Here is a 14,382-nt window from a genome sequence, read left to right on the forward strand (position 1 = left end):
CCGTTCCCAAATGAGCGCCGGTCATACCCTCTATACTTGGTGCGTTCACAAAAAACCGTACGGGAGGGGTTTCATGGGCGGTTTCTTTGGTGCGGCATCCAAGCGCGACGTGGTGCTCGACGTGTTCTTCGGCGTGGACTACCATTCCCATTTGGGCACAAGGCGCGCCGGCATGGTGTTCTGCGAGGGTACGGGCGGTTTCCAAAAGGAGATCCATTCCATCGAGAACACGCCGTTCCGTTCTCGTTTCGATGGGGACTTGGAGCATTTCCACGGTACGAGCGGTATCGGCTGCATCAGTGATACCGACCCGCAGCCGCTGCTGGTCCGCTCCCATCTCGGCACGTTCGCCATCACGACGGTCGGCATCATCAACAACGCCAACGAGCTCATCGAGGACTACTTCGAGCGCGGCGGCTCCCAGTTCATGGCCATGAGCTCGGGCGCGGTGAACAACACCGAGCTCGTCGCGGCGCTCATCAATCAAAAGGAAGACCTGGTCGAGGGCATCATGTTCGCCCAGAAGGCCGTCAAGGGCTCGCTGACGCTGCTCGTCATGACCGAGGACGGGACGATTTTCGCCGCGCGCGACCGCATGGGGCGCCTGCCGGTGCTCATCGGCCGCGACGCGAACGGCGAAGGCTACTGCATCTCGTTCGAGTCGTTCGTCTACCACAAGCTCGGCTACGAGGACGAATATGAGCTCGGGTCGGGCGAGATCGTGCGCATCACGGCCGACGGCTACGAGACGGTGGCTCCCGCCGGCGACCAGATGAAGATCTGCGCGTTCCTCTGGGTGTACTACGGCTATCCCAACTCCAACTACGAGGGCGTGAACGTCGAGGTCATGCGCTACCGCAACGGGCACATCATGGCGCGCGACGAGGCCGCTGCCGGTACGCTGCCCGAGGTCGACTACGTGGCCGGCGTGCCCGACTCCGGCCTGCCGCACGCCATCGGCTACGCCAACGAGTGCGGGGCCACGTTCGCCCGCCCGTTCATCAAGTACACGCCCACCTGGTCGCGCTCCTTCATGCCGACCAACCAGAGCGTGCGCGACCGTATCGCCGAGATGAAGCAGATTCCGGTGCCCGAGCTCATCCGCGACAAGAAGCTGCTGTTCGTCGACGACTCCATCGTGCGCGGAACGCAGCTCGGCAAGACGGTCGACTTCCTGTATGAGGCCGGCGCCAAAGAGGTGCACATGCGTTCCGCGTGCCCGCCGATCATGTTCAGCTGCAAGTACCTGTCGTTCTCGCGCGGCAAGTCGGACATGGACCTCATCGCCCGCCGCGTCGTGCGCGAGCTCGAGGGCCCCGAGGGCGACAAGCATCTCGACGAGTACGCCGACAGCTCCACCGAGCGCGGAGGCTGCCTGCTACGCCGCATCTGCGAACAGCTCGGCTTCGACAGCCTGGGCTATCAGAGCCTGTCCGGCATGCTCGAGGCGATCGGCATCGATCCGTCGAAGGTGTGCACCTACTGCTGGGACGGCAAAGAGTAACCGATGGGTTGATCGGGGACGGGTTCGTTCCAACCCATCGTTCCCCGCAGGCAAGCGAGTATCCGTCGCCGGCGTTGGGAGGTCGCGAGTTTTCGACCTTCTGGCGCCGGCGACGGTTTTTATGGCGAACGACGACAGGGCTTTCCTCGAGTGTCGTCTGGGTATTGGCCGATGATGCAAACGGGGTATCTCCCGCCTTCCCCAGAGATCCAGAGAGAGGGGGGGGTCAATGACACAAAATGGGCAATTTGGCACGCTAAGAGTGCTTGCAGGCCCCCTTTAGCGTGCCAAACTGCCCATTTTGTGTCATCGGCCTCCCGCCGACCCCTTTTTCTAGGCGTCCATCCCGGGGAAGCCCGTTTGCCGCAGCGCCTCGAACAGGACGACGGCGGCGGCGTTCGAGAGGTTGAGGGCGCTGATGCGATAGTCGCTCGTGTCGATGAAGTTTCCGCAGATATCCTGCCTGAGCAGGGGAGAGTCTTCGCGCTCGGCATCGGGGTGCAAGGCCTGTTCGTGCGCTTGCCAGCTTTCGCGGTTGGCGAGCGCCGTCTCGTCGGGCAGCATGGGTATCCGCTCGCAGCGCTGCGGGTAGCGGGCGAGCAGCTCCTCGGGAATCCCCGAGCTCTCCTTTCCGAAGACGAGGTAGTCCCCGTCGCGATAGGTCGCCTGCACGTAGGTGCGCTGCGCCTTCTTGGTGAGCAGGTGTAGGCGCTTGAGCCCCGCGTCGTCGGCGAGCCCGCAGCGAACGAGGAAATCCTGCCAGCTCGCATAGACCGTCACGTTGAGGTTGTCCCAATAGCCGAGGCCCGCGCGGTGCAGCATCTTGCTATCGAGCGAGAACCCGAGCGGCTCGATCAGATGCAGGTGCGCGCCAGTCACCACGCAGGTCCGGCCGATGTTGCCGGTGTTGGCGGGAATCTCGGGTTCGAAAAGCACGATGTTGAGCATGCGCCCCTCCATGAGGTCGGTGTCTGATGCGGCTCCCTTAAGGTAGCACGCTGCTGCTCTTTACGTGGGCGCGCCGCCTTACCGTGCGTTTTGCGCTACTATCTTGGGGCGCGCAATGCGCCCGCACCCAACCTGCACGTTTTGAAGGGACAGTTCATGATCAAAGAGCTCGTGCACGACGACGCCATCCTCTCTCAGCCCTGCGAGCCCGCGACGGCCGAAGACGCCGCCATCGCCCAGGACCTGATCGATACCATGGAGTCCATCGACGACGCCGTGTGCCTGGCCGCCAACCAGATCGGCGTGACCAAGGCCGTCGCCGTCTACAAGGACGACAACGACCAGGTTCACGTGATGTACAACCCCAAGATGATGCTGGGTCTCGGCGCGTTCAAGTGCGAGGAGCGCTGCCTGTCGCACGAGGACGCTCACAAGGTCACCCGCTTCATCAAGATCAAGGTCAGCTACGACGAGCTGGTCGACGGCGCCCTCAAGAACCGTCGTCGCGACTTCACCGATTGGGAAGCCCAGATGATCCAGCACATGATCGACCACTGCAACGGCAAGCTGGTTTAGGGAAACACCGATCAATTCATTCCGCGGCGGGCGCCCGCCACAGGGGAGCCCGGCGCGAAATCAATAGATTATCGGCGGTCCCCATCCGTGCTTCCCTATGGCACCACGAGCGCCCAGATGACGGCGATCACCACGGCGGGCAGCATGTTCGCCGGCTTGAACGTGCCCTTCCAGATGAGGTTCACGCCCACGCAGAAGATGAGCATGGACCCCACGAGCGAGAGGCTGGAAAGCGCCGCCTCGGTCATGATGGGGCGGATGGGCTGGGCAAGCAGGGTGATAGAGCCCTGGATGACCGCCACGGGAAGCGCCGAGAACAGGCAGCCCCGCCCAAACGAGGCGCTCATCACGCAGACGATGACGGCATCGAGCGCGCCCTTCAAGGCAAGCGTGCCCCAGTCGCCCGCGATGCCGTCTTGGATGGCGCCGACGATCGCCATGGCCCCGATGCTGACCGTCAGCGATGCGTTCACGAACCCGTTGACGAATCCCGCGTCGCCCTCGCTCCCGGTCTTTTCCTTGAGCCATTTGCCGAGTCGAACAAAGCGGCTGTCGAGGTCGATGAGCTCGCCGATGGCAGAGCCGACGGCGAACGAGACGATCATCATGGCGGTTCCCCCGCTGGTAAGGGCACCGTCTTTCACGGCGAGCATTTCCTCGAGCGTGCCGGCGAGACCGACGAAGATGACGCATAGCCCCGTCGCCTTCATGAGGGTCTCCTGCACGCGGGGGACGAGAAGGCGCCTGCCGAAAAGGCCCGCGACGCCGCCGGCGAGGATGCATGCCACGTTGATGAGCGTTCCCAGTCCGATCACGCCGACGACCTCCTCCAGAAAAAACGCCTCCGATCGTGCCGGAGGCGGGATCTTCACGACTATGGAATAGTAGCAAATGACGAGGGGCGGCGACGATCGATGGGTTGAAACGAACCCGTCCCCAGCCAACCCATCAGGCTTGCTGCGCGGGTGCGGCCACGTGCGGAAACGGCAGGCCGCAGATCTCCGATATGAGCTCGGGATGTGCGAGTTCGTCGCAGGTGACCGGCACGACCGTCAGACCGGGAAACGCATCCGGATCGACCGGAGAGGAGCATGGGTCGTCCACGACGTCGATCACGATGTGCTGTTTCGGCAGATACAGAGCCATGGGGCCTCCTTCACGTGGGCGCGCGGTCGCGCAGCAAGCAGCGCGCCCAGCCTAGCAGCCGCTTCTTGCCCCGCTTCCGACGCGCATCCGACAGATCGCCCAAATACGCTGGTAGACGGCGTGACTATTAGTAAAAGATTTTGTTCTGCATAGCAGATGCGCTGTTCACGCACTTGTCATAATTGCATTCCACACCTAAAGCCACCTCGGCGTTTCATATAATCGAGGGCACTGCCACTTTACCTCAGTAAAGAAAGGTGCGCCCATGGTGGACATAAAACCGATGACGGCCGAATACGAGGCGTATCTGCGCGACGAGTCGCGCAGCACGGGCGACGCGCAATCGATCTCGTTTCCGCGCGATGAGCAGGAGATCCGCGAGGTGCTGGCGAGCCTTGCTGCCGCGTCCGAGCACGTCCCGGTGACGGTGCAGGGCGCGCGTACCGGTCTCGCGGCGGGCGCCGTTCCCGCGGGCGGCCACATCATGAACCTCTCGCGGGCAAATAGATACCTGGGCCTTCGTCGAGACGACGCGGGGACCTACTACCTGCGCATGCAGCCCGGCGTGATCCTGTCCGAGCTTCGCCGCCATCTAGCGAACAAGACGCTGCCCACCGACGGGTGGGACCGTGAGAGCCTCGCCGTCCTCAAGCGCATGTACGACGGGCCCGAGCAGTTCTTCGCCACCGATCCCACCGAGATCTCGGCCTGCATGGGCGGCATGGCCGCCTGCAACGCCTCCGGCGCGCGCAGCTACCGCTACGGCCCGATGCGCCCGCACATAAGCGCGCTGCGCGTGGTGCTCGCGAACGGCGACGTGCTCGACCTGCCCCGCGGGGCGGTGCGCGCGACCGGCCGGCATCTCGTGCTGACGACCGAGGGCGGGCGCGCCATCGAGCTTGACCTGCCCACCTATACCATGCCGAGCACCAAAAACGCCTCGGGCTATTTCATCGAGGACGACATGGACGCCGTCGACCTGTTCATCGGGTCGGACGGCTCGCTCGGCGTCATCAGCGAGCTCGAAGTGGCGCTCATTCCGGTTCCGGCCGTCACGTGGGGCGTGAGCTGCTTTTTTGCCGACGAGGCGCAGGCGGTTGACTTCACGGTCGCGGCGCGCCCCGCACTCAGCGACGCCGCGGCGTTCGAGTACTTCGATGCGCAGGCGCTGAACATCCTGCGCCGACAGCGCACAGCGAGCACCGCCTTCTCGTCGCTGCCCGCCCTTGACGACGCGTGGGGCTGCTGCGTGTACGTCGAGCTCGCCTGCGATGGCGAAGCTCAGGCGCTGGCGGACCTGGCCCGCCTGCGCGATGTGCTGGACGAGCATGGCGGCAGCGCGGAGCGCACCTGGGTCGCGCGCACCGACACCGACCGCGAGACGCAGCGTTTCTTCAGGCACGCGGTCCCCGAGAGCGTCAACATGCTCATCGACGAGCGCCGGCGCACCGACGCGCGCATCACCAAACTCGGCAGCGACATGTCGGTGCCCGACGACCAGCTGCGCGACGTCATCGAGCTCTACCGGACCGGCCTTGCCGAGGCGGGCCTCGAGTCGGCGGCATGGGGCCATATCGGCAACAACCACCTGCACGTCAACGTGCTGCCGCGCTCCATGGCCGACTACGAGGCGGGCAAGGAGCTCTTCGGCGCGTGGGCGGCGCAGGTCAGCGCCATGGGCGGCGCCGTCTCGGCGGAGCACGGCGTCGGCAAGCTCAAGCGCGACTTCCTTGTCGCCATGTACGGCGAGGACCACGTGCGCGAGATGGCGCGCGTGAAGCTCGCGCTCGATCCCTTCTACCAGCTGGGGCGCGGCAACCTGTTCGATCCGCATCTATGCGAAGGAGGTGCGTGAGGCCATGCATATCGCGGTGTGCGTCAAGGCGGTCCCCTCGACCACGGAGGTCAAGATGGACCCGGAAACCCATACGATCGTGCGCGACGGCCGCGCATCGGTCATTAACCCGTTCGATGCCACGGCGCTCGAGGTCGCGCTGGCGATCAAGGACGCGCGCTCCGCTGCGGGCGAGCGCACCCGGGTGAGCGTCATGTCCATGGGGATCCCCGACACCGAGCGGCTGCTGCGCGACTGCATCGCGCGCGGTGCCGACGATGCCCTGCTGCTTTCCGACCGCGCGTTCGCGGGCGCGGACACGCTGGCGACGACCTATGCCCTGAGCTGCGGAATCTCCCAGCTCGATGAGGCGGTCGACCTGATCGTGTGCGGCAAGATGGCCGTCGACGGCGACACGGCGCAGATCGGCCCGGAGCTCGCCGGCGCATTCGAGATGCCCTGCATCACCGACGTGCAGGAGCAGCCGGAGGTCTGTGGGCGCACCCTTCGGGCGAGGCGTGCGTGCGACGGGGGCCGCGAGACCGTCGAGGTCGATCTCCCCGCGGTCATCACGGTCGCCAAGGACGCGGCGCAGCTGAGGATGCCGAGCATCCCGGGCGTGCTGGCGGCGGAAACGGCGCCCGTCGCGGTCAAGACGGCCGCCGACGTCGGCGCCGACACGGCACGGACGGGGCTTGCGGGTTCGCCCACCCAGGTCGTGCGGTCGTTTGTTCCCGAGCGCTCGCAGGAGGCGGTCGCCATCGAGGGCTCTCCCGCCGAGCAGGCGGCGGCTCTCGCGGCGTTGATCGAGGAGGGATGTCGATGAGCGGGCTTACGATCGATCGCGAGCGGTGCATCGGATGCGGCCGCTGCGTGAAGGCGTGCGCGTCGTCCGCGCTCAAGCTGGTATGGGAGGGCCCGCGCAAGTTCGCGCAGGTGGGTGACGCCTGCGTGTTCTGCGGGTCGTGCGTCGACGCGTGCCCGGTCGACGCCATCTCGATCGCCAAGGATGGCGCCGCGGATGCGCAGGAGCTGGCGAGCTATCGGGGCATTTGGGTGTTCGCGCAGGTGGATGCCGCCGGCCATGTCATGGACGTCGCCTTCGAGCTGCTCGGGCGCGCGCGTCAGCTGGCCGACGAGCGCGGCTGCACGCTGACAGCGCTGATCGGCGAGGGCGCGGACGGCACGGACGAGAACGCGCGGCGGCTCGTCGCCGCCGGTGCCGACGAGGTGCTCGTCTGCCGCGATGCGCGCCTTGCCCGCCCGGACGCCGAGGTGTTCGCGCACTGGATCTGCGAGATGGCGCGCGCCTTTAGGCCGGAGGTCATCCTGTACGGCGCCACGGCGTTCGGGCGCGAGCTGGCGCCCGGCGTGGCGGTACGCCTCAAGACCGGGCTCACGGCCGACTGCACGGTGCTCGCGATGGATCCGGAAACCGGCCTGCTGCAGCAGACGAGGCCCGCATTCGGCGGAAACCTCATGGCCACGATCGTGTGCCCGGCGCACCGGCCGCAGATGGCGACGGTGAGGCCCGGTATCTTCGCCGCGCCCGCAGCTGACGAGACCCGCACGGGCGAGATCAGGTACGTGACGCTCGATGCGTCCGTGGCGCCGCGCGTGCGCGTTCTTGACTCGGAGCCGGTGGGCACCGGCCGCTCGATCGCCGATGCGGAGCGCCTGGTGGTCGTGGGCCGGGGCATCGGGTCCAAGAAGAACCTCGCGGTCGCCCGCAGGCTCGCCGACGCGATCGGGGCGGAGCTCGGCTGCACGCGCCCGCTCGTGGAGGCGGGCTGGCTGGAATATCCGCATCAGGTGGGGCAGACGGGCGTCTCGGTGGCGCCGAAGCTGCTGGTGAGCCTCGGGGTGTCCGGCGCCATCCAGCATCTGGCCGGTATCGGAGGGGCGCAGACCGTCATCGCGGTCAACGAGGACGCCGAGGCTCCCATTTTCGGCGCGGCGCACTACAAGGTGGTCGGCGACTGCATCCAGGTGGCCGAGGCCCTGATCGACGCACTTGCCTGATGGGCTGTCCACGGTGCACATGGGGTGTAATACCCGCTAACTGTACCCAGAAGTGCGAGTGAGATCGTTCCCAGATGGCCCTCACTTCTACTTCTGGGTACAGTTAGCGGGTAAGGGGTCGGTTGGGGACGGGTACGTTTCAACCCGTCCCGCCAAGAATGTCAGGCGTCCTTCTCGACCAGTCCCCGCATCTCGGCGCACATGCGCTCCCACGTCTTCTGCGTCGCGGGGTCGGCGAAGGGGCGCCCGAGCCCGAAGGGGTCGTCGAGGATGCGGTACAGGTAGCCCTGCTCGCGCACGAGGCGGCGGCTCGCGGCAAACCTGAGCTCGAAGATGAACCCCATGAGCCCGACGAGGAAGTCGGCCGGCTCGGTGCGCTCGGAGCGCGCCACGCAGCGGCGCTCGGCAAAGGCGCGTCGCGCGCCGTCCGAGATGCCGCTGTCCAAAAACGCGCGTTCGCCGATGCCCAGAATCGTCTGCACGCTGCTCTCGCTCGCCACGCGCAGGATGTCGATCTTGTCGGCGTCGCGCACAAGGTCGCAGAACAGCCGCGTGCGCGCATCGAGGCGATCGTCCACGCGCAGCGCGCTGTGCTGCCCGACGGCCTCGCGAATGAGCCCGTCCTCCTCGGACGAGGGGCTAAAGCGTCGGATGCTGCCCGCGGCCTCGGGGCCGCCCTCGAACAGCTCGCGCACGCCGAGCGCGGCATGGCTGGCGCTGCAGGAGTCGTCGAAGGTGTCCCAGCGGCGCAGCTGCTCAAAACGGCCGAGGTCGTGCAGCAGGCCGCACAGCCACGCGAGGTCGCGGTCCTCGTCGCCCAAGCCCTCGTCGCGTGCGATGGCGTCGCACACGTCCGCCACGCGCAGGGTGTGCGCCACCTTGAGCGCGATGCGGGGATTGTCCGCGTCGTAGGGCACGACGTAGCCGTTGAACGCTTCGAGGGCGCGCGTGCGATCGATGTGCAAGACGGTCATCTCCTCAAGGCGGGCTGCGCGTGCCGCCCGCATCAGACGAATACGAGATTGACGAGGACCATATAGGATAGGGTGCCCGCGAGGATGGACGTCAGCATGTTGCGGCGCCACAGGTAGGAGAGCGCGGTGATAAGGATGCCGATGGCCTCGGGCGCGCCGTGATAGCCTCCCATGACGTCGACGTCTTTCACGCAGTAGACCACGAGCAGGCCGAAGACCGCGCCGGGAAGCACGTCGCCGAGGTAGCGGATGTAGCGCGGGGCGCCGTGCCTAAACGCGGCGAACGGCAGAAAGCGGGTGAGGATGGTCGCGGCGCCGGCGATGAGCACGGTGATGATCTGCTGGATGACCGTCATGCGCGCTCACCCTCCTTCTTTTCGTTCGCATCGCTATACACGGGTTCCAGCTTGGCGCGCGCCGCGGTGACCACGACCAGGATGAGGATCATGGCGGGGATCAAGAAGCTGTCGGGCCCGAAGACCACGAGGGCGAGCGCCGTGGCGGCAAGGCCTGTCAGCGAGCTCGCGTGGCTCGGCTCAGAGAGCCACTGGTCCATGAAGATGACGACGAACAGGGCCGTCATGGCGAACGAGATGCCCTGGACATGCAAGGGGATCATGCTGCCGAAGATGCCGCCGAGCGTGCACCCGACGACCCAGGAGCCCTGGTTGAGCAGGCTCACGAACGTCATGAACCAGCCGCGATCGATCGAGGCGGGCACGTGGGCCGAATAGTTGATGGAGAACGATTCGTCGCACATGGCGTAGATCAGGTAGGGCTTCTTCTTGCCCATGCCGCGAAACGGTTCGAGCATGGACAAGCCGTAGAACAGGTGGCGCGCCTGCACCACGAGGACGACGAGGAAGGCGGTGAGCGGGTCGAACGCGCCCGGCAGCATGGACGCGACGACGAACTCAGCCGAGCCGCCGAAGATGGCGATGGACATGAGCGTCGGCATCCACCAGGGCAGCCCGAGCGAGCTCGAGTACACGCCGCAGGTGATGCCGAGGAAGGCGAAGCCCGCCATGATGGGGACGCACAGCGGCAGGGCCTGCTTGAACGCAGCGGTCTTGGTGCCGGGTCTCGTCACGGGGATTCGCCTGCCTTTCATACGGTTGTGCTGCATACGAAGAACAAGGATAGCGCAAGCGGGCCCGCCGTTGGGGCCGGGTGCTGCCGCGGTGGGCACGGGCACCGCTGGGGCCGATGGCGCAAAGCGGACCGCCTCCACCCACGTGCAAATCGGGGACGTACCTTGCGCGTGCATACATGCACGCGCAAGGTACGTCCCCAATTTGCACCAAAACCGGTCATAGACGTTCAAAACCGTTCACCTGTAGAAATCGACCGTTCACGTGCGATGAACGGTTTTGGCTGATAGTGAACGATTCTGGTGCTAAGCTCTCATTGTGAACGAATTAGAATGTTTTTGAATGGTTTTGATGCCATTCGCCGGACACGGAAGAGAGGAGCGCAGATGCTTGCGGAAGATCGTCTTCAAACCATCGTCAACCTGGTCAACGAGCATGGGTCCATGACGGCAAACGAGCTGATGGAGCGTCTGGACGCCTCTGAATCCACGGTGCGCCGCGATCTGACGCGCCTTTCCCAGATGGGCCGTATCGTGAAGGTGCACGGCGGCGCCACCGCCGTCGCGCGCACCGTTGTCGCGTCCGATCAATCCGTCAACGAGCGACATGGCGTCAACACCGAGGCCAAGACGGCGATCGCGCGCCGCGCCGCCTCGCTGATCGGTCCCGACGATTTCGTCTACATCGACTCCGGCTCCACGACCGAGCGCCTCGTCGATTTCATCACGGAGACGCGCGCCACCTACCTCACCAACTCCATCGCCAACGCCCATGCGCTGCTCGTCAAAGGCTGCCGCGTGCTCGTGCCGGCAGGGGAGCTCAAGCAGATCACCGAGGCCCTTGTGGGCGAGCAGACGGTCGAGGCGCTGCGCCGCTACCGCTTCACCATCGGCTTTTTCGGCACGAACGGCGCCACGCCGGACGAAGGCTTCACCACGCCCGAAACCGGCGAGGCGGTCGTGAAGGGCATCGCGCTCTCGCGCACCCTGCGTCCCTTCGTGCTCTGCGATTCCAGCAAGTTCTCCGTCGTCTCCCCGGTCGCCTTCGCCGACTTCGACGATGCGACCGTCATCACCGAGTCCATCCCGCCCGAGCTCGCGGACGCAGCGAACATCATCTGCGCCGGAAACGGGCAGGACGGGCGCTAGGCGCTAGAAACCAGACACGTCGACCAAGAAAGAGAGCCCTTCCATGATCTACACCGTCACCTTCAACCCGTGCCTCGATTACGTCGTGGCAGTCGACGACCTTGCGCTCGGCGAGGTCAACCGCGTGACGCGCGAGACCGTCATGGCGGGCGGCAAAGGCATCAACGTGTCCATCGTGCTCAAGAACCTCGGCCACCCGAGCTGCGCGCTCGGCTTTCTTGCCGGGTTCACCGGCGACGAGATCGCGCGCCGCCTTCAGCTGCAGGGTATCGACACCGACTTCATCGAGGTCAGCCACGGCATGAGCCGCATCAACGTCAAGGTCAAGTCGAACGAGGAGACCGAGATCAACGGCATCGGTCCCGATATCGACGAGCGCGACATCGATGAGCTGTACGCCAAGCTCGATGCGCTCGCTACCGACGATATCCTGGTCATCTCCGGCAGCGTGCCCGCGGCGCTTCCCGGCGACATCTACGAGCGCATCATGAAGCGCCTGGAGGGCCGGGGCATCCGCATCGTGGTCGACGCCACGCGCGACCTGCTCGTCAACGTCCTTCCGTTCAAGCCCTTCCTCATCAAGCCGAACAACCACGAGCTGGGCGAGATCTTCGGCGTTGAGCTCAAGCGACGTGACGAGGTGGTTCCGTATGCGAAGAAGCTCCAGGAGCGCGGCGCGCGCAACGTGCTCGTCTCGATGGCGGGGGAGGGCGCGGTTTTGATCGCCGAGGACGGCCAGGTGGTCGAAGGGCCCTCGCCTGCAGGCGTCGTGGTGAACTCGGTGGGCGCGGGCGACTCGATGGTCGCGGGTTTCATCGCCGGTTGGCTGGAGAGTGCAGGCGACGTCGAGCGGGCGTTCCGTATGGGCGTCTGCACGGGGTCCGCGAGTGCGTTCTCGCTGGGCCTCGCCGAGCGAGACCAGGTCGAGGCGCTGCTCGCCACCTTCAATCGTTAACGGCTCGCGCGCATAATTCGCGCGTCGCCCATATCAAATCTGTTTCTACATAGCCCGTCAAATATTGACGGCTGGGCTGGCTTATGCCGGGGAAAGGGGTTCGCTATGAAAATAACCGAGTTGTTCAGCAAGAATGGGGTGAAGCTGGGAGTCGAGGCCGCCACACAGGCGGATGCCATCGACGTGCTGGTCGACCTGCACGATGCGAGCGGCACCATCAACGATCGCGAGAAGTACCGCGCGGCGGTGCTCGAGCGCGAATCGCAGTTCAGCACCGCGGTGGGCGAGGGCGTCGCCATCCCGCACGCCAAGACCGACGCCGTCGTGCGCCCCGGTCTCGCCGCCATCACGGTTCCCGCGGGCGTCGACTGGAACGCACCGGACGGCAAGCCCTCCGACCTCATCTTCATGATCGCGGCCCCCGAGGGCCAGGCCAACGTGCACCTCGAGGTGCTCGCCAAGCTCTCAATGCTGCTCATGCACGAGGACTTCGCCGATGCCCTGCGTGCCGCCAAGACGGTCGACGAGTTTTTGTCGGTGATCGATACGGCCGAGGCCGCCCACGATGCCGAGCAGGCGGAGAAAGAGAAAAAGGCCGCCGAGGCCAAGGCTGCCCGTGAGGCGGCTGCCGCTGCCGCCGAGGCGCACGCCGCGGTCGATACGGGCCTTCCGCAGGTGCTGGCCATCACCGCGTGCCCCACGGGCATCGCGCACACCTATATGGCCGCCGAGAACCTCGAGAAGGTCGCCGAGCAGATGGGTGTCACCATCAAGGTCGAGACCCAGGGCTCGGTCGGCACCAAGAACGCGTTGACACCCGAGGAGATCGCCGCGTGCCGCGGCATCATCATCGCTGCCGACAAGGGCATCGAGCTCTCCCGCTTCAACGGCAAGCCGCTGTACTCCACCAACGTCTCGGCCGGCATCAACGACGCGGAGCGCCTCATCAACATCATCATGAACGGGGAGGCGCCCATCTGCCACGCCGAGGGCGGCTCGTCCGCGCCGGCGGCGTCCGCCTCGACCGAGGGCATCGGTTCCACCGTCTACAAGCACCTGATGAACGGCGTGTCCCACATGCTGCCGTTCGTCGTGGGCGGCGGCATCCTCATGGCCATCTCCTTCTTGCTCGACCAGGCCGGCATGGGCACGAGCTCCTATGGCTCCAGCACCCCGCTCGCCGCGTTCTTCAACCTCGTCGGCAACCAGGCGTTCAACTTCATGCTGCCGATCCTCGCGGGCTTTATCTCCATGTCCATCGCCGACCGCCCCGGCCTGGCACCTGGTTTTGTGGGCGGCTGGATCGCCAAGCAGGGCTTCACGCTCGGCTATCTCTCCAGCGCCATGGACGCCGACGCGCAGGCCGCGCTGATCTCGGGCGGCTTCATCGCGGCGCTGTTCGCGGGTTTCGCCGCCGGCTACCTGACGTATGGCCTCGAGAAGCTGTGCGACAAGCTGCCCGACTCGCTCGAGGGCATCAAGCCAGTGCTGCTGTATCCGCTGATCGCAATCTTCCTGATCGGGCTCGTGATGCTTACCCTCAACCCGATCTTTGCGGCCATCAACTCGTGGCTCACCTCTGCCCTGAACGGCATGGGCACGACCAACCTCGTGCTTCTGGGTGCTGTGGTCGCCGGCATGATGTCGGTCGACATGGGCGGCCCGTTCAACAAGGCTGCATACGTGTTCGGCACCGCCATGCTCGCCGACGGCACCACGACCGGTCAGATCATCATGGCCTCCGTCATGATCGGCGGCATGGTCCCGCCGCTGGCGATCGCCCTGTCCACGACGATCTTCAAGAACCGCTGGACGTCCGAGAACCGCAAGGCGGGCATCGTGAACTACATCATGGGCCTGTCGTTCATCACCGAGGGCGCGATTCCGTACGCCGCGGCCGATCCCGGACGCGTACTGCCCTCCTGCATCGCCGGCGCTGCGATCGCGGGCGCGATGTCCGCCGGTTTCGGCTGCACGAGCCCTGCGCCCCACGGCGGCGCTTGGGTGATCGCGGTCATCGGCAACCCGGCTATGTACCTTCTTGCGCTCGTTGTCGGCGCGGTGGTCGCCTGCCTGATCCTGTCCTTCCTGAAGAAGCCCCTGCCTGCAGAGGTGTCCGGCTTGGAGCGGTAGCACTGGCTGGCCCTTCGCGAACGGGGTCGCGTAGTTCGGTCCGCGTTAGAT

At 65.7% G+C, this 14,382-nt stretch carries 14 protein-coding genes; 8 read left to right on the forward strand and 6 right to left on the reverse strand.

Features of this window, described 5'->3' with window-relative positions; all coding sequences use genetic code 11:
* Positions 1 to 73: 73 nt before the first annotated feature.
* Entirely contained in the window at positions 74 to 1,504 is a 1,431-nt protein-coding gene (locus QVN30_RS09870) for an amidophosphoribosyltransferase (RefSeq protein ID WP_087202179.1), read from the forward strand.
* 333 nt (positions 1,505 to 1,837) lie between these two features.
* Here the strand turns inward: QVN30_RS09870 and QVN30_RS09875 are convergent, their stop codons facing one another.
* Positions 1,838 to 2,452, reverse strand: a complete 615-nt coding sequence (locus QVN30_RS09875; protein ID WP_289836240.1) for a tRNA (cytidine(34)-2'-O)-methyltransferase — start codon at positions 2,450 to 2,452, stop codon at positions 1,838 to 1,840.
* A 156-nt stretch (positions 2,453 to 2,608) separates the two neighbouring features.
* On the opposite strand from QVN30_RS09875, the gene QVN30_RS09880 reads away from it, so the two are divergent.
* On the forward strand, positions 2,609 to 3,028 hold the full coding sequence (locus tag QVN30_RS09880; RefSeq protein ID WP_066833301.1) for a peptide deformylase: 420 nt from the start codon (positions 2,609 to 2,611) through the stop codon (positions 3,026 to 3,028).
* Positions 3,029 to 3,123: 95 nt separating this feature from the next.
* On the opposite strand, the gene QVN30_RS09885 is transcribed toward QVN30_RS09880, so the two are convergent.
* Positions 3,124 to 3,843: a DUF554 domain-containing protein gene (locus QVN30_RS09885; protein ID WP_289836241.1), complete on the reverse strand. Its 720-nt coding sequence runs from the start codon at positions 3,841 to 3,843 to the stop codon at positions 3,124 to 3,126.
* Positions 3,844 to 3,976: 133 nt separating this feature from the next.
* Positions 3,977 to 4,174: a hypothetical protein gene (locus QVN30_RS09890; RefSeq protein WP_087202177.1), complete on the reverse strand. Its 198-nt coding sequence runs from the start codon at positions 4,172 to 4,174 to the stop codon at positions 3,977 to 3,979.
* A 265-nt stretch (positions 4,175 to 4,439) separates the two neighbouring features.
* Here QVN30_RS09890 and QVN30_RS09895 point away from each other — a divergent pair, with 265 nt between their 5' ends.
* From QVN30_RS09895 to QVN30_RS09905, 3 genes are read left to right on the forward strand one after another with little or no spacing between them, the layout of a single operon-like run.
* Entirely contained in the window at positions 4,440 to 6,029 is a 1,590-nt protein-coding gene (locus QVN30_RS09895) for an FAD-binding oxidoreductase (protein WP_289836242.1), read from the forward strand.
* Positions 6,030 to 6,033: 4 nt separating this feature from the next.
* Entirely contained in the window at positions 6,034 to 6,834 is an 801-nt protein-coding gene (locus QVN30_RS09900; protein ID WP_289836243.1) for an electron transfer flavoprotein subunit beta/FixA family protein, read from the forward strand.
* Positions 6,831 to 8,030: an electron transfer flavoprotein subunit alpha gene (locus tag QVN30_RS09905; protein ID WP_289836244.1), complete on the forward strand. Its 1,200-nt coding sequence runs from the start codon at positions 6,831 to 6,833 to the stop codon at positions 8,028 to 8,030. Before QVN30_RS09900 ends, QVN30_RS09905 begins: the two co-directional genes overlap by 4 nt.
* Before the next feature lie 161 nt (positions 8,031 to 8,191).
* Here QVN30_RS09905 and QVN30_RS09910 read toward each other — a convergent pair whose 3' ends face one another.
* From QVN30_RS09910 to QVN30_RS09920, 3 genes are read right to left on the reverse strand one after another with little or no spacing between them, the layout of a single operon-like run.
* Positions 8,192 to 9,004 (reverse strand): HD domain-containing protein, encoded by an 813-nt coding sequence (locus tag QVN30_RS09910; RefSeq protein ID WP_289836245.1) that lies wholly within the window; start codon positions 9,002 to 9,004, stop codon positions 8,192 to 8,194.
* A 32-nt stretch (positions 9,005 to 9,036) separates the two neighbouring features.
* The gene (locus QVN30_RS09915) at positions 9,037 to 9,360 is read right to left on the reverse strand and encodes a branched-chain amino acid transporter permease (protein ID WP_289836246.1); all 324 of its coding nucleotides are present in this window, start codon (positions 9,358 to 9,360) and stop codon (positions 9,037 to 9,039) included.
* On the reverse strand, positions 9,357 to 10,094 hold the full coding sequence (locus tag QVN30_RS09920; RefSeq protein WP_289836247.1) for an AzlC family ABC transporter permease: 738 nt from the start codon (positions 10,092 to 10,094) through the stop codon (positions 9,357 to 9,359). Before QVN30_RS09920 ends, QVN30_RS09915 begins: the two co-directional genes overlap by 4 nt.
* A gap of 387 nt (positions 10,095 to 10,481) precedes the next feature.
* On the opposite strand from QVN30_RS09920, the gene QVN30_RS09925 reads away from it, so the two are divergent.
* From QVN30_RS09925 to QVN30_RS09935, 3 genes are all read left to right on the forward strand, one after another.
* Positions 10,482 to 11,243: a DeoR/GlpR family DNA-binding transcription regulator gene (locus QVN30_RS09925; RefSeq protein ID WP_204562960.1), complete on the forward strand. Its 762-nt coding sequence runs from the start codon at positions 10,482 to 10,484 to the stop codon at positions 11,241 to 11,243.
* A gap of 43 nt (positions 11,244 to 11,286) precedes the next feature.
* On the forward strand, positions 11,287 to 12,198 hold the full coding sequence (gene pfkB / locus QVN30_RS09930; protein ID WP_289836248.1) for a 1-phosphofructokinase: 912 nt from the start codon (positions 11,287 to 11,289) through the stop codon (positions 12,196 to 12,198).
* 105 nt (positions 12,199 to 12,303) lie between these two features.
* The gene (locus tag QVN30_RS09935) at positions 12,304 to 14,331 is read left to right on the forward strand and encodes a PTS fructose transporter subunit IIABC (RefSeq protein WP_289836249.1); all 2,028 of its coding nucleotides are present in this window, start codon (positions 12,304 to 12,306) and stop codon (positions 14,329 to 14,331) included.
* The last annotated feature ends 51 nt before the right edge of the window (positions 14,332 to 14,382 follow it).

The sequence above is a fragment of the Collinsella ihumii genome, from assembly GCF_030385545.1.
Taxonomy (GTDB): Bacteria; Actinomycetota; Coriobacteriia; order Coriobacteriales; family Coriobacteriaceae; genus Collinsella; species Collinsella ihumii.

Excerpts from the sequence above, each read along its gene's own strand:
- pfkB (WP_289836248.1), top strand. The coding sequence starts at position 11,287 with ATGATCTACACCGTCACCTTCAACCCGTGCCTCGATTACGTCGTGGCA.
- QVN30_RS09910 (WP_289836245.1), bottom strand. The coding sequence starts at position 9,004 with ATGACCGTCTTGCACATCGATCGCACGCGCGCCCTCGAAGCGTTCAAC.
- QVN30_RS09915 (WP_289836246.1), bottom strand. The coding sequence starts at position 9,360 with ATGACGGTCATCCAGCAGATCATCACCGTGCTCATCGCCGGCGCCGCG.
- QVN30_RS09895 (WP_289836242.1), top strand. The coding sequence starts at position 4,440 with ATGGTGGACATAAAACCGATGACGGCCGAATACGAGGCGTATCTGCGC.
- QVN30_RS09935 (WP_289836249.1), top strand. The coding sequence starts at position 12,304 with ATGAAAATAACCGAGTTGTTCAGCAAGAATGGGGTGAAGCTGGGAGTC.
- QVN30_RS09925 (WP_204562960.1), top strand. The coding sequence starts at position 10,482 with ATGCTTGCGGAAGATCGTCTTCAAACCATCGTCAACCTGGTCAACGAG.
- QVN30_RS09890 (WP_087202177.1), bottom strand. The coding sequence starts at position 4,174 with ATGGCTCTGTATCTGCCGAAACAGCACATCGTGATCGACGTCGTGGAC.
- QVN30_RS09880 (WP_066833301.1), top strand. The coding sequence starts at position 2,609 with ATGATCAAAGAGCTCGTGCACGACGACGCCATCCTCTCTCAGCCCTGC.
- QVN30_RS09900 (WP_289836243.1), top strand. The coding sequence starts at position 6,034 with ATGCATATCGCGGTGTGCGTCAAGGCGGTCCCCTCGACCACGGAGGTC.
- QVN30_RS09870 (WP_087202179.1), top strand. The coding sequence starts at position 74 with ATGGGCGGTTTCTTTGGTGCGGCATCCAAGCGCGACGTGGTGCTCGAC.
- QVN30_RS09905 (WP_289836244.1), top strand. The coding sequence starts at position 6,831 with ATGAGCGGGCTTACGATCGATCGCGAGCGGTGCATCGGATGCGGCCGC.
- QVN30_RS09875 (WP_289836240.1), bottom strand. The coding sequence starts at position 2,452 with ATGCTCAACATCGTGCTTTTCGAACCCGAGATTCCCGCCAACACCGGC.